Consider the following 17,574-nt stretch of genomic DNA (forward strand, 5'->3'; position numbering starts at 1 on the left):
TTGCGACGGATTAACCCTATCCCCTACCGTCAGTGACGCGCCGCACGCGTTGCGAAACGCCGGGTCACCGGAAGCGCACCGCTCCGTCCTGCCATGACGGCTGCGGCACTGCCACCGCCACCCCGAACGTCAACTCCCCACCACCGAACCGGAGTTCACGCATGCCCGAAACCGAACACCCCGCCCCCTGGGAGTACTCCCTCAACATCCCCAACGACCCCCGCTCAGTCACCGTCTGCCGCCGCACTCTCCGCCTGATCCTGACGATGCACGGACTGATCGCCCTGGTAGACACCGCCGAATTCCTCGCAACGGAGCTGGTGGGCAACGCCGTTCGCCACACGGAAGGCCCCGTCGCGCTACGAGTCTCCTGGTCACCCAGCGTCCTCCGCATCGGCGCCTGGGACGCGAACCCCGAACCCCCGGAGCCCCCACGTGAGTTGACCGCGATCACCGACCTGGAGGAGGGCCGAGGCCTCGCCCTGGTCAAGGCCTGCGCCGACCTCTGGGGCTGGCAGCCCCTGTCCAGGAACGGCCACCGCGGCAAGTACGTCTGGTGCGAACTGGGCAGCGCAGCTTGATCGTCCCGCTGTTGAAGACGAACGAAGGAGCATCATGGGTTTCGTCAACTACTTCCCCGGCCGGGGCCACCTCATGGAGAGGGCCCATCTCGAAGGTCAGGCCGAGGGGCAGGCCGCAGGCGAGGCCGCGTTGATCCTGCGGCTGTTGGAGAAGCGTGGAGTCCTCGTCTCCGAGGGCGTCCGGGAGCGCGTAACGTCCTGCACCGACCTCGACACCCTCACCCTCTGGTTCGACCGGGCCCTGACCGTCACGGCCGCCGAGGGACTGTTCGTCGAAGAGGCGGAGGGCGCGGAAGGCTCAGTGGACGTCACCCCCTGATCCACCCCCTTATTCACCCCCTTATCCACCTCCTGACCTTGACCTTCAACTACCCTTCGTTGACGGAATGTTGACCGGTGTATGGCACAGCATTGGCGAACCCCCGCTATACGTTCGGCCCCATGCCACCACTCCCCCCACACCCCCAGCAACGGGCCCGCCAACAGGCCCCCCTCCCCGTCCTCCCGTACCGCAAGCCCACCAAGGGCCGCGACTACTGGGTACTGAACGACGTGCTCCCGGACGTGGACGCCGTACGGGAGCGGTGTCTCGCGAAGGACGACTGGGTCAAGGGGTATCCGTACACGTCGGAGACCTGGCCGGGGTTGCGGACCATGCCCGGGCTTGAGCCGGCCGAGATGGGGCGGATCGAGCGGCTGGTCAAGCAGGCGACCGGGGCCAAGGAGTTGTGGGTGCAGAAGGCACCCGGGGGCGGGACCCTCAACCACAACTGCATCCAGGTCGTGGGCGAGGGCGAGAGCGAGCCCCGCCCGCACACCGACTCACGGTCCCTGTGCCGGTACGCCGCCGTGCTGTACCTCAACCCCTCCGTGCCGAAGGACTGCGGGACCAGTTTCTACCGGCAGCATCTGCCGGGTGGACGGCTCGGCGGCAACGTCGTACAGGCCCCGCACAACAACCTCGTCGAGGCGCTGGGTACGCGGTTCGTCGCGCCGGACGCCTTCGAGGAGGACGTACGCGTGCCGCACAAGTACAACAGCCTGCTGCTCTACCACGCCAACCTCGTGCACAGCGCGACCGGTTACCACGGCAGCACGCTGGAGGAGAAGAGGATGACCGCCGTCTTCTTCTGGATGGCCTGAGTACGGGATGCCGAGTACCGGGTGGGCTGAGTACTGGAGGGGCTGACCCCCAACCACCCGCACGCCACCACCCACACCCAACCACCCACACCCAACCACCCACACCCCAACACCCGCCCCTCTACGCCGACTTCCGCCCCCGCCCCTCCGTCAGCGCCGCCCCGAACACCATCCCCACCGCGATCGCCGTGACGATCGTGACCAGTTTCAGCAGGTCGCGGAAGCCCTCGATGACATGCCCGCCCGCCAGCGTCGTCAGGCCGCGCATGCCGAGGGAGCCGACGGTGAGGGTGAAGAAGCCGGGGAGGAGCAGGACCAGACGGGGTGGGCGGCGTTCGGAACGGGCCAGGAGCGTCGCCGCCGCCGACAGCACCGCCGCCGCCACGAACGTCCCCCCGACCTCCCCCACCAGCTTCGTGAACAGCGACTGCACCCCCACCGTGACGTACACCAACAGGAGCAGCGGCCAGAACAGTCGGCGTGGGATCGCGAACGCCAGGACCGTGCCCGCGGTGAACACGATCCAGCCCAGGAAGAGTGCCCAGCGCGCCATGTCCGAGTCCGCCGCGATGTCCCAGAGGGCGTGCGTGGACGTGCCCGTCGCGAACACGCCCAGCAGCACGCCCAGATACAACTGCACCAGCAGGAACACGGCGTAGACGAGCCGGATGGCGCCGGTGGTGATGAGGCCGGCGGCCAACTCCGCCGTGGCCGCGCTCAGATAGTCGCCGGGGACGAAGTAGAAGAGGGCGGGCAGCATCAGCAACACCGGGCCGCCGTGGGACGGTTCGCGGGCGAACACCTCAAGGGCCACCACCGACACGACCGTTGAGACGACCAGCGGCAACACCTTTGCCAGGCGCGGGAGTCGGTCCGCCGTGACAGCCAACACCGCCGCGATCGTGGCCAGTACAGCCGTCGAACCGACCTCGTACCAGGTCGGCTGCATCAGCGGTGCGAAGCCCAGCGAGAACAGCACGATGCCGAGCAACTTCAGCGGCCAGGGGTAGGGGGCGGGGGCGTTCTCGATCCTCGTCAGCCGGCGGTCCGCCTCCGTGACACCGAGGTTGCCCCTCTCCACATCCGTGAGCAGGGGCTTCAGCGCGGTGACCTGGTCCAGGCGGAACACCTCGGGGAAGCCGCGCACGGTCACGGTCCGCGTCCCGCCCCCGACGGTCACCGTGAGCGCCGCCGCGTCCGGCACCAGCAGCAACGACGCCTCACCGCCCAGCGCCCGAGCTGCCGACCGCACCGAGTCCTCGATCAACTCGGCCCCCTCACCGCTCGATCGCAGCAACAGCCGCGTCAACCGGGCCAGGAACACGGTGAGTTCGTCGAGCGCGGCCGCCGTGCGCTGGTGCTCCACGACCGCCTCCCTCACGTAGCCCACGGGTACCGGGACCACGGCCCCCCACCAGCCTGAACGCTCCCCGCCCCACCGGCACCCCGAGCCCCCGCCCCTCACCCGAACGGCCCACTCGACCTGCGCCCACCCGCCCCCGCATCGAGCCTGGCAGCATCCCCGCAACCCCCTTGGGAGGGCCCGTGGCCTCGATGGACGTCCCCGCCGACCTGCCGAAACCGGTACCGGCAGCGCGTACGGCGGCGAGAGCCCGGCCCGCGCCCACCATCACCTGGGTCACCCTCGCGCTGATGACGACCTCGTCGGTGGCCAGCCTCCGCGCCGCCCCGACGATGGCCGTCTACGGCCTGGCCTGCGTGTTCCTGTACCTCGTCCCGGCGGTCGTCTTCCTGCTGCCGACCGCGCTGGTCTCCGCGGAACTCGCCTCCGGCTGGAGCGGCGGTGTCTACCGCTGGGTCAGCGAGGGGCTGTCGAAACCGCTCGGATTCCTCGCCGTGTGGTGCCAGTTCGCGATGACGATCTTCTACTACCCGAGCCTGCTCGCCTTCGTCGCGAGCACCATCTCGTACGTCATCGACCCGGCCCTCGCCTCCAACGGCCTCTACACCGCGATCGTCATCATGGTCCTGTACTGGACGGGGGTGTGGGTGTCGTCCCGAGGGACCAAGGCCCTTGCGGGACTGTCCAGTTGGGGACTCATCATCGGAACTCTCGTACCGGGCACCCTCCTTGTCGTGCTCGGCATGGTCTTCCTCGCCCAGGGGAATCCCTCGGCCGCCCCGATGACGTCGAGCCACCTGCTGCCCGAGTGGACGGGCCTCGCCAGCCTCGTCCTCATCGTCAACAACTTCCTCTCCTACTCCGGCATGGAGATGAACGCCGTCCATGTGTCTTCGCTGAAGGACCCGGCGAAGGAGTACCCCAAGTCGATGTTCCTGGCGATGGGGTTGGTGCTGCTCATCTTCATCCTCCCCGCCCTGGCGATCAGTTGGGTCGTGCCGTCGGACCAGACGAGCCTCACCGCGGGTGTGATGCAGGCGTTCAACGCGTTCTTCTCGTACTTCCACATCGGCTGGATGACCCCGATCGCCGCCGTGATGCTGGTCTCCGCCTCGCTCGGCGGCATGCTCACCTGGCTGGCCGGACCGTCCAAGGGCCTGCTGGAGATCTCCCGCAGCGAGGGCTATCTCCCGCCGTTCCTCCAGAAGTTGAACCGGTTCGGGGTGCAGCAGAACATCCTCGTCACCCAGGGTGTCGTCACGACCGTCATCGCCCTCGGGTACGCCCTGCTTCCCAACGTCTCCAACGTGTACTGGATCTTCTCGACCATCACTACGCAGGTGTATCTGATCGTCTACCTGTTGATGTTCGTCGCCGCGATGAGACTCCGGAAGACTCAGCCCGACCATCCCCGCGGCTACCGCGTCCCCGCCCTCCATCTCCTGTGCACCGTCGGCCTGTTGGCCTCCGTCGCCGCCCTCGCGATCGGCTTCGTCCCGCCCTCGCAGTTCGGCGGCGGCAGCATCTGGGCGTACATCGGCATCATCGGCGGCGGGCTCGTCATCCTCGGGCTGCTGATCCCGTGGGCGTTCCTCAAGTTCCGCAAACCCGGCTGGCGTACGGAGGCGTCCACGGCGGACGCGGCGGCCGGTGATGTCGTATGAGCCCCACCAAGTTCGCCTCCGAGCACCGATGGATCTACGTCGGCGCGGTCGTCCTGCTGGTCGTGCTCGCCGTCGTCGGTGTCATCCAGTACGACAGCGTGAAGACCACCAACAAGGCCACGGACAAGGCGAATCAGCTCGCCGACGCGGCGGTGGCGGCCGGCTATCCCCGGCCCGAGACCAAGACGATCGCCCGCGCGCTCGGCACCGACGGCGGGATCGTCTGCAAGGACCCCGGCAGCGCGCTCAAGTCGGCGCTCTGGAAGATCAACGTCTCCAACGGGGCCGCGTTCGTCGGCCAGCGCCCGGTCATCGGCGACACGGCCGCGCTGCGCGCCGAGGCCAAGATCCTGGAGATCTACTGCCCCGACAAGCTGCACAAGATCCAGGACAAGATCGACGACCTGAAGACCGACAACACGGTGAGGCAGTGACCACGATGGCCGATACGCCCGAACTCGCCTCCCTCATCGCCGAGTTGATGCCCCGCGCGAAGGCCGACCTCGCCGAACTCGTCGCGATCCCGTCCGTCGCCGACCCCCGCCAGTACCCGCCCGAGGAGTGCCACAAGGCCGCCCAGTGGGTCGCCGACGCCTTCACCGAGGCGGGCCTGCGGGACGTGCACCTCGCGGAGACCCCGGACGGCAGCCACGCCGTGATCGGTCACCGGCCGCCCCCGCCCGGCGCCCCGACCGTCCTCCTCTACTGCCACTACGACGTCCAGCCCCCGCTCGACGACAAGGCGTGGACGACCCCGCCCTTCACGCTCACCGAGCGCGACGGCCGCTGGTACGGACGCGGCACCGCCGACTGCAAGGGCAACATCGTCATGCACCTCACCGCCCTGCGCGCGCTCGGCGAAGACCTCCCGGTCGGGCTGAAGTTCGTCGCCGAGGGCTCGGAGGAACAGGGCACGGGCGGGCTTGAGCAGTACGTCGCCCAGCATCCCGAGAAGTTCCTCGCGGACGCGCTGCTGATCTGCGACACCGGCAACGCGGCGGTCGGCGTCGGCACCGCGACCACCACCCTGCGCGGGCTCGCGAACGTCGTCGTCACCGTCAACACCCTTGCGGGCGAGGTCCATTCGGGCATGTTCGGCGGACCGGCGCCCGATGCCCTCGCCGCGCTGATCCAGATCCTGTCCTCCCTCCGCGACCCGGAGACCGGCGCCACGGTCGTCAACGGCCTGGACTGCGAAGGGACTTGGGACGGTGTCGGCTACGACGAGCAACAGTTCCGTACGGACGCGGGCGTCCTGGACGGCGTAGAGCTGACCGGCACCGGGACCGTCGCCGACCGCCTCTGGTCCCGCCCCGCCGTCACCGTCCTCGGCATCGACTGCCCGCCGGTGGTCGGCTCGGCGGCGGCCGTACCCGCGACCGCCCGTGCCCGCGTCAGCCTGCGCGTCCCGCCCGGCACGGACCCCGGCGCGGCCCGCGAGGCACTCACCAACCACCTTGCGGACGCGGCCCCTTGGGGCGCGAAGGTGTCGGTGGAGACGGAGGGCACCGGCTCCCCGTTCCGCGCCGCCACCGACGGGCCGGCGTACACCGCACTCGGCACCGCGATGGAACACGTCTACGGCAAACCCCTCGCCTTCCTCGGCCAGGGCGGCTCCATCCCCCTGTGCAACGTCCTCGCCGAGACCTACCCCCGCGCCGAGATCATCCTCATGGGCGTCGAGGAACCCCGCTGCCTCATCCACGCCCCGAACGAGAGCGTCGACCCCTCGGAGATCGAGCACATGGCGCACGTAGAGGCGCTGTTCCTACGGGAGTTCGCGAAGTCGCGGCAGTAGTACGGCCGTAGTAGGGGACTCAGTACCGCAGCGCCGTGCCGACGTCGGCCTTCACACCGCCCGACAACGTGCGGTTGCTGCGGGCGGTCGCCGTGGCGGACTTGTGGGCCGGGACGTGGGGGACGGTGACGACGACGGTGTCGAGCAGATTGCCGCCCTCGTCCTTGAACTCCACTTGTACGGCGAAGGACTTGGCCGAGCCGGCGGTGTTGTCGACGGTGACCTCGACCGTGCTGCGGCCGGCCGAGTCGGTGGTGGGGGCGGCGAGGTGGACGGCGTCCTTCGCGTCCACGCCGTTCTTGACGTCGTCGAGCCTGCGGCCGGCCTCGGCGGTGGCCGACGCGATCGCGCCGGTGGCCTGGGCGCCGATGGACGCGACGGCGGACGCGGCCTTGCTGGCGACGGAGGCCGGAGTGCTGTCGTCAGAACAACCGGTCAACCCGGCCAGACCGGTTAGGCCAAGGGCCACAGCTGCCGCCGCACGTACCGCAGCGCGCCTGTTCCGGGCCATGTCGCCTCCACGAGTCGGTCGGGTCGTCCCTCCAGTGAAGGTCCGATGCCGTACGGCCGCATGCCGGCGTCACCCGAACGGCGCGGCACTGCTCGCGGCCCCGGGCCATCGGGGATGCGCTGGGAGGCACACGCGCGGAGGAGGCAGAGGTGACGGAACTCGACCGGCTGCGGGCGCGGGTGGCCGAGCTGGAGGCGGAGCGGCGGCCGCGGCACCGGGTGCGCTCGCTGGTCGCCGTGGTGCTGGTCATCGTGGGGTGTGTGCTCGCGCCGCTCGGCGTGGTGGCCGCGTGGACGGCGGACACGGTGGGCGACACGGACCGGTATGTGAAGACCGTCGCGCCGCTCGCCTCCGACCCGGACATCCAGAACGCCGTCGCGAGCCGGGTGACCTCGGCCGTGATGGACCGCCTCGACCTCACCGCCCTGCTGTCCGGTGTGGCGCCCGCCCAACGCCCGTTGCTGGAAAAGGCGTTGGGGGCGTTGGGCGGTTCGCTGGAGGACTCGGTCCGTGCCTTCGTCCACGACAAGGCGCAGGCGGTGGCCGCCTCGGACGCCTTCGCCCGGATCTGGAAGGACGCCAACCGCCGTGTCCACAGCACTGTGGACAAAGCCCTGACCGGCAGCGGGGGTGGTGCCGTCCGGCTCGACGACGGCGCGGTGACGCTCGACGTGGGCCCGGTGGTGGACGAGGTGAAACAGCGGCTGGTCGACGACGGGTTGACGGTCGCCGGGAAGATCCCCGAGCTCCACACGTCGATCACCCTCCTCAAGAGCGACGACCTCGGCACGTACAAGACGTACTTCCGCCTCCTCCAACTCGCCGGTACCTGGCTCCCGTTGGTGGCGGTGGTCCTGGTCGCGGCGGGCGTCCTGCTGGCGGGCCGGAAGCGGCGCGCCCTGGTGACGGGCGCGCTGGGTGTCGCCGCCATGACCGCCCTGCTCGGCATCGCGCTGCGGATCTTCCGGGCCGTCTACCTCGACGCGCTCCCGGCGGGAGTCTCCCCGGCCGCGGCCGGCGCGGTGTACGACGCGCTGACCCGTTTCCTGCACACGACCGTACGGGTGGTCGTCGCCCTGGGCGTGGTGGTCGCGCTCGGCGCCTGGCTGACGGGCCCGGGCCGCCGGGCCGGTCTCGTACGGCGGCTGTGGACGTCCGGGATCGGGGCGGTGCGGGCGGTCGCCGACGGGGCGGGGCTGCGGACGGGGCCGGTCGGGCCGTTCGTGCGCCGGTACCGGGTGTGGATCAGTTGGGTGCTGGTGGGCGGGGCGCTGCTGGCGTATCTGCTGTGGTCGTATCCGACGGGGTGGGTGGTGGTCGGGCTGGCGCTGGCGGTGCTGTTCGCACTGGCGGTGGTGGAGTTCCTGGCGGCGGAACCGGAGGAGGGGCCGGGGTCGGGGGCCGCCCCGGGTGTCACCCGTATGGCGTAACCCCCGTGGTGGAGGGGGTGCGGCGGCCGGATGGTCGAAGCACCACACACCACAGAGAGGTGGGGTACGGCCATGACCCAGCAGCCGCACTCGACGCAGCAGCCGCACTCGCCGTCCGCCGGCGGCCACGAGACGCCCCCGGTCTGGAACGACTCCGGCCAGGCCCCCGGCACCCGGGGCTCGATCCCGCCCCCGCCCGGCGGCGGGCTCGCGATGGGCGGCGCGGTCTTCGCCGGCGTCCTGATGCTGATGAACGGTGTCATCGCCATCCTCCAGGGCATATCCGCCCTCGCGAAGGACGACGTCTACACCCGCGTCGGCTCGTACGTCTACAGCATCAACCTCACCGGCTGGGGCGTCATCCTCATCTGCCTCGGCGCGGTCGGCGCGATCACCGGCTGGGGCATCCTCCGCGGCATGAGCTGGGCCCGCGTCTGCGGCATCGTCCTCGCGAGCCTCAGCGCGATCCTCCAGTTCATGTTCCTTCCGTACGCCCCGGTCTGGTCGGTGATCATGATCGCGGTGGACGTGTTCGTGATCTGGGCACTCGCGGTGTACACCCCGGAGCGTGCGGGGGCGCGGCAGTAGGGCTCCTCCCCGGACCGCGGCCTCCGTCACCGGACGGCAGGCCGCGGTCCCGGGAGTTCCTGTAGTCCTTTACGGCGAGGTCGAACCCGGGGGGCAACGCGTTCCGTCCGTCGCCCGCACGGTACTTTTCCGCCGTGCCCGACATATTCATGCTCGTCGTGGGCGTGCTCGCCGCCGTCATGGCCGCGGTCAACGCCGTGCAGGTCCTGCTCGGCCGCCAGCTCATCAAGCCCGAGGCCAGCAGGCGTTCGGCGCCGCGGCTCCGGGCGGAGTCCGCCGCTGCCGCGGTGGCCCTGGCCGGGACGTCGCTGACGGCCTTCGGCTCGGCCGGGAGCGTCGTGCTGTGCGTGGTGGGCGTGCCCATGGCGGTGGGCGGGTACATCGCGCTGCTGTCGGTCCGCAAGCGGTTCGGCTGACGTTTCCTCCGCCCCTCTCCCTTCTCTCTCCGCGCGCCGCGTTCCTTACGAAACTCGGACGTCCGGTGCCCTGAGCCGGTGCGGGGCCGCATCGGCGGGGGTGGGGGTGCGAGGCTGGGCGCATGCAGCAGTCGTACGAGAAGGCCGGGAAGGCCGAGGGGGCGGGCGGCGGTGCCCGTGTGCTGGTCGTCGATGACGATCCGACCGTCGCCGAAGTCGTCTCCGGGTATCTCGACCGGGCCGGGTATGTCGTGGAGCGGGCCGGGGACGGGCCGGAGGCACTGGCCCGGGCCGATGCGCACTGGCCCGATCTGGTGGTGCTCGATCTGATGCTGCCGGGGATGGACGGGCTGGAGGTCTGCCGGCGGATGCGGGGTCGGGGGCCCGTGCCGGTGATCATGCTGACCGCCCGGGGGGACGAGGACGACCGGATCCTGGGTCTTGAGGTCGGCGCCGACGACTACGTCACCAAGCCCTTCAGCCCGCGTGAGCTCGTGCTGCGGGTCGAGTCCGTGCTGCGGCGGTCCCGGTCGCCCGTCGGGTCCGCGGTGCCGTTGAACGCCGGGGGACTGGTCCTGGACCCCGCCAGTCGTCGGGCCAGCAAGGACGGGGCCGAACTGGCCCTCACCCACCGGGAGTTCGACCTTCTCTCTTTCTTCCTCCGGCATCCGGGGCGGGTGTACGGGCGGGAGGACCTGATGCGCGAGGTGTGGGGGTGGGACTTCGGTGATCTGTCGACCGTCACCGTCCATGTACGGCGGCTGCGCGGCAAGGTCGAGGACGATCCCGGCCGGCCGCGGTACATCCAGACGGTGTGGGGAGTCGGGTACCGCTTCGATCCCCAGCAGGGCGGAGAGGTCTGATCGATGCACAACGCCCTGCTCATCGCCCTGTTCGCCTTTCTCGGGGCCGCCGCTGCCGGGGTGCTCGGGGCCGGCGCCCTGTGGCTGCTGCGCCGACGGTCGCTCACCGCGTCCGTCGCCGTGGTCGCCGCCGTCGCGGTGACCGCGATGCTCGCCGGAACGCTGGCCGTGGCCCAGGCGATGTTCCTCTCCTCGCACGATCTGTCCGTGGTCACGACGGTGGTCGCGATGGCCGCCGTCGTCTCGCTGCTCACCGCCCTGCTGCTCGGCCGCTGGGTCGTCGCCCGCAGCCGTGAACTCGCCCTCGCCGCCCGCGACTTCGGCGACGGCGGCGACTACTCCGCCCCGGCCCGTCCCGCCACCGCCGAACTCGCCGACGTCAGCCGCGAGTTGGCGGCCACCAGCGCCAAGCTCGCCGAATCCCGCGACCGCGAACGGGCGTTGGAGTCGTCCCGCCGCGAACTCGTCGCCTGGATCTCGCACGATCTGCGCACCCCGCTGGCCGGTCTCCGCGCGATGTCCGAGGCCCTGGAGGACGGGGTCGCCGCCGACCCCGACCGCTACCTCCGCCAGATCCGCACCGAGGTGGAACGCCTCAACGACATGGTCGGCGACCTCTTCGAACTCTCCAGCATCCACGCCGGCACCCTCGCCCTCACCCGCTCCCGGATGTCCCTGTACGACCTGGTCGGCGACGCCCTCGCCGGAGCGGACCCCCTCGCACGCGAACTCGGCGTCCGGCTGATCGGCGACCGGATCGAACCGGTGCCGGTCGAGGTGGACGGCAAGGAGATGAGCCGGGTGCTGGGGAATCTGCTGGTCAACGCGATTCGGCGGACGCCCGCCGACGGCACCGTGGCTGTTGCCGCCGAGCGGTCCGCCGACGGGGTGGTGCTGTCCGTGACGGACGGGTGCGGTGGCATTCCCGAGGACGATCTGCCCCGCGTCTTCGACACCGGGTGGCGTGGCACGCACGCCCGAACCCCGCCCGCCGGGGCCGGTCTTGGGCTCGCGATCGTGCGCGGGATCGTCGAGGCGCACCAGGGCCGGGCCGCCGTACGGAATGTGTCCGGCGGCTGCCGGTTCGAGGTGACGCTGCCCGCGGCGGAGGCCTGAGCCGACCCGTCACAGGGTGAGCAGACCCGTCACGCAGTGAACCAACCCGTCACACGTGGCCTATGCCGCCGCCCCCGAACGAACCGCTCCGTCCGGGCAGCCAGCGCAGCCGCTTCTGGTCCTTGCCCGTTCTGCTCCCGGAGTGGTGGAGCTGGTACGGCATCAACCGCTCCTTCTCCTCCGAGGCGACGGGCATCTCGTCGGGCTCCCGCATCTCCCGCATCTCGTGGACCGCGCCCCCGGCGGGGAGGTGGGGCTGCTCCTCCGGGAGCGGTCGCGGAGATTCCTGGTCCCGGACCTTCATGCCGAAACGTACGGCCCAGACCAGCGCGCCTGCGATCACCAGGCCGACCAGAAAGGCTGCGGTCACGTCGAGTGCGTTGTGCGACGCGGCCAGTACTTCATACGTTGCCATGCTCATACTCCGAGTATCACTCTTTCGGGGGGAATGTGGTGATCTGTGACAGGTAGCTCGCCATCTCCGCCGGGTCTTGGGTCAGCAGTGCCACGTGGTTGTCGGGGCGGATCAGGACCAGGGCGGGGACGGGGGCGGGAGTGGAGGCCGTGAGGCCGTACGCGCGTCGGGCGTGGCCCTCGTGGTCGCGCAGATCGCCCGGCTCGCCCGCCTCGCCGTCGGTCACCGTGAACGCCTGCACCAAGTCCTCGTGCTCGATCGCCAACTTGCCGACCGCGTCCGCGACTTCAGCCCCTTCCGCGCCGAAGCCGAGCAGCGTGAAGCGTGGGTCCGCGTACACCTCGAAGAGCCGGACCGGGTTGCCGGAGGCGTCCAGGCAGGGGGCGTCGGGGGCGCGGTCGCCGGGGCGCAGGACGGCGGGGTCGCCGGTGGTCGCGGGGGCGGCGAGGGAGCTCCAGCGGTAGCCGGTGCCCATCGGGGGCGGGGCGGCGGCCTCGACGCCGGTGCCGGGTTCCCTGACCGCTTCGCGCACCCGGGCGTACAGCTCGGTGGTGATGCCCAGGGTCCAGGCGGCGACCGGGAGGCGCTCCTCCTCGTAGGTGTCCAGCAGGGCCGGTCCTGCCTGGCCGGTGGTCGCGAGGGCGAGTTTCCAGCCCAGGTTGTAGGCGTCCTGGATGCCGGTGTTCATGCCGAGGCCGCCGGCGATCGGGTGGATGTGGGCGGCGTCCCCGGCCAGGAGGACCCGGCCGACGCGCATCCGGTCGACCATGCGGACGTTGACCCGCCAGAGGGAGAGCCAGGTCGGGTCGGTCAGCGTGACACCGGGCACCTGCGCGTACCGGTCGAAGATCCGCTGGAAGCTCTCCAGCGACGGTGGCAACGGGTCGCCGTTCGCGTCGAGTTCGGGGCCGGCCTGGAACTGGAAGGAGTTCGTGCCGGGCATGGGGCAGAGCATCACTCCGCTCCCGTCCGACGCGAACCACTGGTGCCAGACGTCCCGGCTGATCCCCTCGGCCTCGACGTCACCGACGACCATCGACTGGGTCGCGTCCGTCGTCCCGTCGAAGCGCACCCCCATCGCCTTGCGCACCCGGCTGCGCCCGCCGTCGCAGCCGACGAGGTAGCCCGCCCTGATCCGCCCGCCGTCGGCGAGCACGGCCGTGACACCGTCCTCGTCCTGCTCGAACCCGGTGACCTCCGTGCCGCCTTCGACGGCGACGCCGAACTCCGCGAGCCGTTCGCGCAGGAGTTTCTCCACCTGCCACTGCCCTATGAGCACCCCTCGCTCGTACGGCGCGTCGGGGGTGGGGCGGGCGTCGGCGAACGGGTCGGTGTCGTTCACGCGCGCGCCGTCGAAGTACTTGCGGAACGGCAGTCGTGTCGTCCCGGTGGCGAGGGCGCGCCCGGTGATGCCGACGTCCTCCAGGACCTCCAGGGTGCGTGGCTGCAGGCCCTTGCCCCGGGATTCCCGGTGCGGGGCCGGGGCCGCGTCCACGATCCGCACGCCCACCCCGCGCCGGGCCAGCTCGATGGCCAGCGTGAGCCCGGTCGGTCCGGCGCCCACGATCAGCACGCCCTCGTTCCGTACAGCGCCGTCGGTCATGGCGGCCCCTCTCGTCGTCGTGCGTCCATGGAACATCGCCCGACGAGAAAATGCAACCAGGTCTCAGAAGTTTCTCGGGCTCAAAAGTTCTCCGGTCTCATTCGAGCCCGAGCCTCACCTCTCGTGTAGACTGTCCGGCATGGACGAACCCGCCGGTCTGCGCGAGCGCAAGAAGGAACGCACGCGGAACCTCATCGCACAGGAAGCCCTGCGCCTCTTCCGCGCCCAGGGCTTCGACGAGGTGTCCGTGGTCGAGGTCGCGGCGGCCGCGGAGGTCTCCAAGGCCACGCTGTTCCGGTACTTCCCGACCAAGGAGGACCTGGTCCTGCACCGTTTCGCCGACCACCTAGGCGAGGCGGCCCGGGTGGTGCGGGAGCGCCCCGCCGGTCTGACCCCGACCGCGGCCCTGCGCGACCACTTCCTCGCCGGCCTGGCCGAGCGCAACCCGATCACCGGCCTGAACGACCACCCCGAGATCCTGTCCTTCCAGGACCTCATCTACCGCACGCCCAGCCTCCGCATCGGCATGAGACAGCGGTACACCAGCCAGGACATCGACGCGCTCGCGGACGCCCTGCCGACCGGCTCCGGCGATGCGCCACCGATCGTCAGACACCTGGCCGCGGCCCATCTGATCGCCGTACAGCAGGAGTTGGGACAGGAGAACTGGCGGACGATCACGTCGGGACGCACCGCCGACGAGGCGTACGACGACGCGGTGGCGGCGGCGGAGGGGGCGTACGGACAGCTCATGACGGGGCTGGACGCGGTGTAGCCGGCGGACGCGCGGACACGCGAACAGCCCCGCTTCGAGGACACGTGCTCCTCGAAGCGGGGCTGCTCTGCGCCCGATGAACCCCAATAGCCGGGGAATCAGGGCTAGTTGGAGAAGTACAGGTACTTCCACCCGGTGTACGTCGTCGAGTTGACGTTGTCACCGGACGAACCGTTGATGTACGCGGCCCGGATGCGGGCCTTGATGCCGGACTGGCCGGGGGCGCCGAGGTTCACGGCGACCTTGCCGTTCGTGCTCAGGGCGAAGTACTCCGAGTCGGAGTCGTACCACGTGCCCTGGTAGTAGACCTGAAGGTCGAGCCGCTCCTGGCGGTTCTTGTAGTACGTCATCGTCGTGGTGACGATCGGCGCCGAGTTCTTGTGGAACCAGTAGTACGACGTCGAGCCGATCTTCGCCGTCTTGTAGTGCTTGCTGATCGCGGCGGAGACCTTGACCTTGGCGTACGCCGTGACCTTCACCGTCTTGGAGGCGTAGCGGGCGTCGCCCGCGAAGACCGCGGAGACGGCCGTGTCGCGGGTCATGTCCACGGTCACGGAGATGTTGCCGCTGGAGTTGACCTTGCCGGTCTTGATCAGCTTCTTCGGCTTGTCGGCGCCGAAGGGGTCCGAGTAGATCGCGACCGTACGGTTCTTGTAGGTCTTGCCGAGGTGCGCGGTGAACTTCACGTCGGCGCCGTAGCCGTACAGCTTGCCGTTGTTGTTCAGGCTCAGGGCGGTGGCCGCGCGGGAGACGGCGACCTTGTCGGAGGCGCTGACCGCCGCGTGCCCGGAGTCGCCCGCGTAGCTCACCTTGTACGTGACGGTGCCGCCGGCCGGCGGGGTGTCCGTGAACGAGTACGTGCCGTCCGCCTTCACCGTGACGGTGGGCAGCGCCTTGCCCTTCGTGGACTCCAGGTCGGTGCGCGTGACCTGGAGCTTCACACCCGTGGGCAGCGCGAACGCCGCCGAGAGCTTGCCGGTGACGGTGAGCTTCTTGGCGCGGGCGGCCGAGGAGGGGGCGTTGACCGTGAGGGTCGGGACGTTCTTCTCCGGGTCGGTCAGCGCCTTGAGGGCGTAGCCGCCGCTGGACGTCCGGGCCAGCACGAAGACGCGGGACGCGTCGGGAGCCCAGGCCAGGTCGGCCATGCCGTAGGAACCGATGGTGTACGTGTGGACGGCCTTCGAGCCGCTGGGACGGTACGTCGTGACCGTGTTGTCGTGGGCCTGGGCGACGAACCCGTCCCGGGCGATGTCGGCCAGCTGACCGTCCGCCGGGAAGGGGCTGGTGCCCTGGGTGAACGTGCCGTTCGCGTAGTCGTCCACCACATGGCCGTTGACCAGCACCCGGTCGGCGCCGGCGGCGAGGTCGATGTCGGCGATGCCGCTGTTCAGCGTGTAGTCGCCGAAGTACCAGGCGGTGAGCGCGGGCGTGCCGCTCGACACGTCGACCACGGCCATCGAGTCCGTGGAGTCGCCGCCGGTCTGGCCGATGGCCAGGACACCGGGCCGCAGCGGGTCGGTGTCCAGCAGCGCCGGGCCCCAGAGGCCGACCGAGGTGCCCTCGGTCGGGAACTGCGCCAGCGTCACCGGGTCGGTGCCGCTCGCCGGGTCCACCGAGGGGTCGACCGAGCCGAGGTCGCCGTCCCACTGGTCGCCGTAGGTGAACCAGAGCCTGCCCGCGGTGAAGGCGAGGTAGCGCGGGCCGGTGTTGGTGGCGACCGGGTAGCGGGCCTTCACGGCGAGGGTGGCCGGGTCGAGCGCCACGATCTCGTGCGTGCCCTGGGCCGCCGCGTACAGGGTGGTCTCGTCGTCGGACAGGACCAGGTCGGAGACCCCGCTGACCCCGCCGACCGAGGCGAGGACGTTGCCCGAGTAGTCGGTGGCCGCGACCGTACCGGCCGAACGGTCGCCGACGAACACCCGCTTGAGGGCGTTGTCCGCGATGAGCCCGCCGGGCGTGGTCACGCTCGCGGTGGCCGCCGAGGCCGTACCCGTCGCCACGGCGCTGAGCGCCGCCGAACCGAAAAGGACCGCGAGCGCTGTCGCGGTCGAGATGCTGCGCATCCGCACGTGCTGTTCCCCCCACAAGAAAACCGGTCAGGAGACCGGGAGTTGAGAGCGCCGCGCAGCACCCGGACGTGACCGCGGATGAGAGACGCGGTGACGCGCGGGGCGCGGCTGCTGGGAGCAGCGTATGACATGGCTGTGACAGGTGGAAAAGGAGTTATGGGTTTGTCGTGTGCGCGCGGTGTCCGGGAGACCCTCCCCCGCCGTGACGAGGGGGCGTTCCGCGTACCGGCCCGGGTCGTGGTCGGCCGCACCACGCCCTGAGCCGGTTCTCCCAGGTCGGCGGCGTCAGTTCTGGTGCACGACGTTGTGGCCCGCGCCGCCCGACAGGACGTCCGTGCCCGCGCCGCCCCACAGGGTGTCGTTGCCGGAGTTGCCGTAGATCGTGTCGGCGCCGGCGTCGCCGTAGAGGACGTCGTTGCCCGTGCCGCCGTAGAGGAAGTCGTTCCCGGCGCCGCCGTGGATCCGGTCGTTGCCGGTGCCGCCGGTCAGGCTCTGGGCGGCCGCGCCACCGGTGATGACGTCGTTGCCGCCCCCGCCGTCGGCCGCGTCGCCGGTGGTGGTGATCGTGTCGTTGCCGTTGCCGCCCTGGGCGATGGTGCCCGCGGCGGCCTTGACGGTGTCGTTGCCGTCGTCGCCCCAGCCCACCGAGTACTTGCCCAGGGCGAGGGTGTCGTTGCCGGTCCCGCCCGAGACGTAGTTGCCATCGACGCTGCCGTCGTCGGTGGACTTGTCGTTGCCGGCGCCCAGGTCGACCGAGGCGAAGTAGTACGTCTGGTTCGTCCTGTTGTGGTACGCGAGCGTGTCGTTGCCGTTGCCGAGCGTCAACTGCACGGTGGGGTACGGGTCTTGACTGTCCAAGGTCGTCACCGTGCACGACACCTTGGTGTGGTCCGAGGCGCTCGGGTACGTGCAGCCCGTGCCCGCCTTGATGGTGACGACGTCGTCGATGACGTAGGTGATGGTCGAGAGGTTGGTCGTCGACGCGGTCACGACCACCTTGTTGGCCTGGCCCGCGGCGGCCGTGTACAGGACCTCGTTGCCGCCGTTGCCGAGCGCGGCGGTGGCCGGTGCCGTGGCCGCGTCCGCCGTTCCGGCGAGGAGCAGCGGGGCGAGAAGCGCGGTGCCGAGCGCGAGGGTCAGCGCGGCGGCGGAACGCGGCGTACGGCGACGGGAAGAACGAGAGGACATCGCACAACCTCCGTGGAACGTAAGGGAGTTGACAGACCGAGGTGCCGGGAC

General features: G+C 70.5%; 18 protein-coding genes. 12 read left to right on the forward strand and 6 right to left on the reverse strand.

Annotation, left to right across the window (positions count from 1 at the left end; all coding sequences use genetic code 11):
* The first annotated feature begins 161 nt into the window (after window positions 1–161).
* The 3 genes from ACIBK4_RS44100 to ACIBK4_RS44110 all read left to right on the forward strand — a co-directional run bounded on the left by ACIBK4_RS44100 (window position 162) and on the right by ACIBK4_RS44110 (window position 1,724).
* The gene (locus tag ACIBK4_RS44100; protein WP_399004695.1) at window positions 162–581 is read left to right on the forward strand and encodes an ATP-binding protein; all 420 of its coding nucleotides are present in this window, start codon (window positions 162–164) and stop codon (window positions 579–581) included.
* Window positions 582–615: 34 nt separating this feature from the next.
* Window positions 616–900 carry a hypothetical protein gene (locus tag ACIBK4_RS44105; RefSeq protein ID WP_399004697.1) on the forward strand — a complete coding sequence of 95 codons (285 nt, stop codon included), beginning with the start codon at window positions 616–618 and terminating at the stop codon, window positions 898–900.
* A gap of 122 nt (window positions 901–1,022) precedes the next feature.
* Entirely contained in the window at window positions 1,023–1,724 is a 702-nt protein-coding gene (locus ACIBK4_RS44110; RefSeq protein WP_366433107.1) for a DUF6445 family protein, read from the forward strand.
* A 121-nt stretch (window positions 1,725–1,845) separates the two neighbouring features.
* Here ACIBK4_RS44110 and ACIBK4_RS44115 read toward each other — a convergent pair whose 3' ends face one another.
* The gene (locus tag ACIBK4_RS44115; RefSeq protein ID WP_399004699.1) at window positions 1,846–3,090 is read right to left on the reverse strand and encodes a threonine/serine exporter family protein; all 1,245 of its coding nucleotides are present in this window, start codon (window positions 3,088–3,090) and stop codon (window positions 1,846–1,848) included.
* 179 nt (window positions 3,091–3,269) lie between these two features.
* Between ACIBK4_RS44115 and ACIBK4_RS44120 the strand changes: the two genes are divergently transcribed.
* From ACIBK4_RS44120 to ACIBK4_RS44130, 3 genes are read left to right on the forward strand one after another with little or no spacing between them, the layout of a single operon-like run.
* Complete coding sequence (locus ACIBK4_RS44120) at window positions 3,270–4,751, forward strand: APC family permease (protein WP_399004701.1); 1,482 nt, start codon at window positions 3,270–3,272, stop codon at window positions 4,749–4,751.
* Complete coding sequence (locus tag ACIBK4_RS44125; RefSeq protein ID WP_399004703.1) at window positions 4,748–5,185, forward strand: hypothetical protein; 438 nt, start codon at window positions 4,748–4,750, stop codon at window positions 5,183–5,185. Before ACIBK4_RS44120 ends, ACIBK4_RS44125 begins: the two co-directional genes overlap by 4 nt.
* 5 nt (window positions 5,186–5,190) lie before the next feature.
* On the forward strand, window positions 5,191–6,549 hold the full coding sequence (locus tag ACIBK4_RS44130) for a dipeptidase (protein WP_399005042.1): 1,359 nt from the start codon (window positions 5,191–5,193) through the stop codon (window positions 6,547–6,549).
* Window positions 6,550–6,568: 19 nt separating this feature from the next.
* Here ACIBK4_RS44130 and ACIBK4_RS44135 read toward each other — a convergent pair whose 3' ends face one another.
* Entirely contained in the window at window positions 6,569–7,060 is a 492-nt protein-coding gene (locus ACIBK4_RS44135) for a hypothetical protein (protein WP_399004705.1), read from the reverse strand.
* 149 nt (window positions 7,061–7,209) lie between these two features.
* On the opposite strand from ACIBK4_RS44135, the gene ACIBK4_RS44140 reads away from it, so the two are divergent.
* From ACIBK4_RS44140 to ACIBK4_RS44160, 5 genes are all read left to right on the forward strand, one after another.
* Window positions 7,210–8,490 carry a hypothetical protein gene (locus ACIBK4_RS44140; RefSeq protein ID WP_399004707.1) on the forward strand — a complete coding sequence of 427 codons (1,281 nt, stop codon included), beginning with the start codon at window positions 7,210–7,212 and terminating at the stop codon, window positions 8,488–8,490.
* A gap of 72 nt (window positions 8,491–8,562) precedes the next feature.
* Complete coding sequence (locus ACIBK4_RS44145; protein WP_399004709.1) at window positions 8,563–9,078, forward strand: hypothetical protein; 516 nt, start codon at window positions 8,563–8,565, stop codon at window positions 9,076–9,078.
* 134 nt (window positions 9,079–9,212) lie between these two features.
* Window positions 9,213–9,494 (forward strand): hypothetical protein, encoded by a 282-nt coding sequence (locus ACIBK4_RS44150; protein ID WP_399004711.1) that lies wholly within the window; start codon window positions 9,213–9,215, stop codon window positions 9,492–9,494.
* Between the two features lie 122 nt (window positions 9,495–9,616).
* Complete coding sequence (locus ACIBK4_RS44155) at window positions 9,617–10,357, forward strand: response regulator transcription factor (protein WP_399004713.1); 741 nt, start codon at window positions 9,617–9,619, stop codon at window positions 10,355–10,357.
* A 3-nt stretch (window positions 10,358–10,360) separates the two neighbouring features.
* Window positions 10,361–11,473, forward strand: a complete 1,113-nt coding sequence (locus tag ACIBK4_RS44160; protein ID WP_399004715.1) for a sensor histidine kinase — start codon at window positions 10,361–10,363, stop codon at window positions 11,471–11,473.
* Window positions 11,474–11,522: 49 nt separating this feature from the next.
* Here the strand turns inward: ACIBK4_RS44160 and ACIBK4_RS44165 are convergent, their stop codons facing one another.
* Entirely contained in the window at window positions 11,523–11,894 is a 372-nt protein-coding gene (locus ACIBK4_RS44165; protein WP_399004717.1) for a DUF6479 family protein, read from the reverse strand.
* Between the two features lie 10 nt (window positions 11,895–11,904).
* Window positions 11,905–13,491: an FAD-dependent monooxygenase gene (locus tag ACIBK4_RS44170; protein ID WP_399004719.1), complete on the reverse strand. Its 1,587-nt coding sequence runs from the start codon at window positions 13,489–13,491 to the stop codon at window positions 11,905–11,907.
* A 139-nt stretch (window positions 13,492–13,630) separates the two neighbouring features.
* Here ACIBK4_RS44170 and ACIBK4_RS44175 point away from each other — a divergent pair, with 139 nt between their 5' ends.
* Complete coding sequence (locus ACIBK4_RS44175; RefSeq protein WP_399004721.1) at window positions 13,631–14,266, forward strand: TetR/AcrR family transcriptional regulator; 636 nt, start codon at window positions 13,631–13,633, stop codon at window positions 14,264–14,266.
* Between the two features lie 104 nt (window positions 14,267–14,370).
* Here ACIBK4_RS44175 and ACIBK4_RS44180 read toward each other — a convergent pair whose 3' ends face one another.
* Both ACIBK4_RS44180 and ACIBK4_RS44185 read right to left on the reverse strand, forming a co-directional pair.
* Window positions 14,371–16,329, reverse strand: a complete 1,959-nt coding sequence (locus tag ACIBK4_RS44180) for a YncE family protein (RefSeq protein WP_399004723.1) — start codon at window positions 16,327–16,329, stop codon at window positions 14,371–14,373.
* 291 nt (window positions 16,330–16,620) lie between these two features.
* Window positions 16,621–17,523 carry a calcium-binding protein gene (locus ACIBK4_RS44185; RefSeq protein ID WP_399004725.1) on the reverse strand — a complete coding sequence of 301 codons (903 nt, stop codon included), beginning with the start codon at window positions 17,521–17,523 and terminating at the stop codon, window positions 16,621–16,623.
* Window positions 17,524–17,574: the final 51 nt, after the last annotated feature.

Origin of the sequence: Streptomyces sp. NPDC050528 (genome assembly GCF_044457795.1) — a bacterium.
In the GTDB taxonomy this organism is placed as follows: Bacteria; Actinomycetota; Actinomycetes; order Streptomycetales; family Streptomycetaceae; genus Streptomyces.

Bases quoted from the DNA above. Each gene is read 5' to 3' on its own strand.
- ACIBK4_RS44130 (WP_399005042.1), top strand. From the start codon at position 5,191: ATGGCCGATACGCCCGAACTCGCCTCCCTCATCGCCGAGTTGATGCCC.
- ACIBK4_RS44185 (WP_399004725.1), bottom strand. From the start codon at position 17,523: ATGTCCTCTCGTTCTTCCCGTCGCCGTACGCCGCGTTCCGCCGCCGCG.
- ACIBK4_RS44100 (WP_399004695.1), top strand. From the start codon at position 162: ATGCCCGAAACCGAACACCCCGCCCCCTGGGAGTACTCCCTCAACATC.
- ACIBK4_RS44165 (WP_399004717.1), bottom strand. From the start codon at position 11,894: ATGAGCATGGCAACGTATGAAGTACTGGCCGCGTCGCACAACGCACTC.
- ACIBK4_RS44155 (WP_399004713.1), top strand. From the start codon at position 9,617: ATGCAGCAGTCGTACGAGAAGGCCGGGAAGGCCGAGGGGGCGGGCGGC.
- ACIBK4_RS44135 (WP_399004705.1), bottom strand. From the start codon at position 7,060: ATGGCCCGGAACAGGCGCGCTGCGGTACGTGCGGCGGCAGCTGTGGCC.
- ACIBK4_RS44125 (WP_399004703.1), top strand. From the start codon at position 4,748: ATGAGCCCCACCAAGTTCGCCTCCGAGCACCGATGGATCTACGTCGGC.
- ACIBK4_RS44105 (WP_399004697.1), top strand. From the start codon at position 616: ATGGGTTTCGTCAACTACTTCCCCGGCCGGGGCCACCTCATGGAGAGG.
- ACIBK4_RS44180 (WP_399004723.1), bottom strand. From the start codon at position 16,329: ATGCGCAGCATCTCGACCGCGACAGCGCTCGCGGTCCTTTTCGGTTCG.
- ACIBK4_RS44175 (WP_399004721.1), top strand. From the start codon at position 13,631: ATGGACGAACCCGCCGGTCTGCGCGAGCGCAAGAAGGAACGCACGCGG.
- ACIBK4_RS44145 (WP_399004709.1), top strand. From the start codon at position 8,563: ATGACCCAGCAGCCGCACTCGACGCAGCAGCCGCACTCGCCGTCCGCC.
- ACIBK4_RS44160 (WP_399004715.1), top strand. From the start codon at position 10,361: ATGCACAACGCCCTGCTCATCGCCCTGTTCGCCTTTCTCGGGGCCGCC.
- ACIBK4_RS44110 (WP_366433107.1), top strand. From the start codon at position 1,023: ATGCCACCACTCCCCCCACACCCCCAGCAACGGGCCCGCCAACAGGCC.
- ACIBK4_RS44170 (WP_399004719.1), bottom strand. From the start codon at position 13,491: ATGACCGACGGCGCTGTACGGAACGAGGGCGTGCTGATCGTGGGCGCC.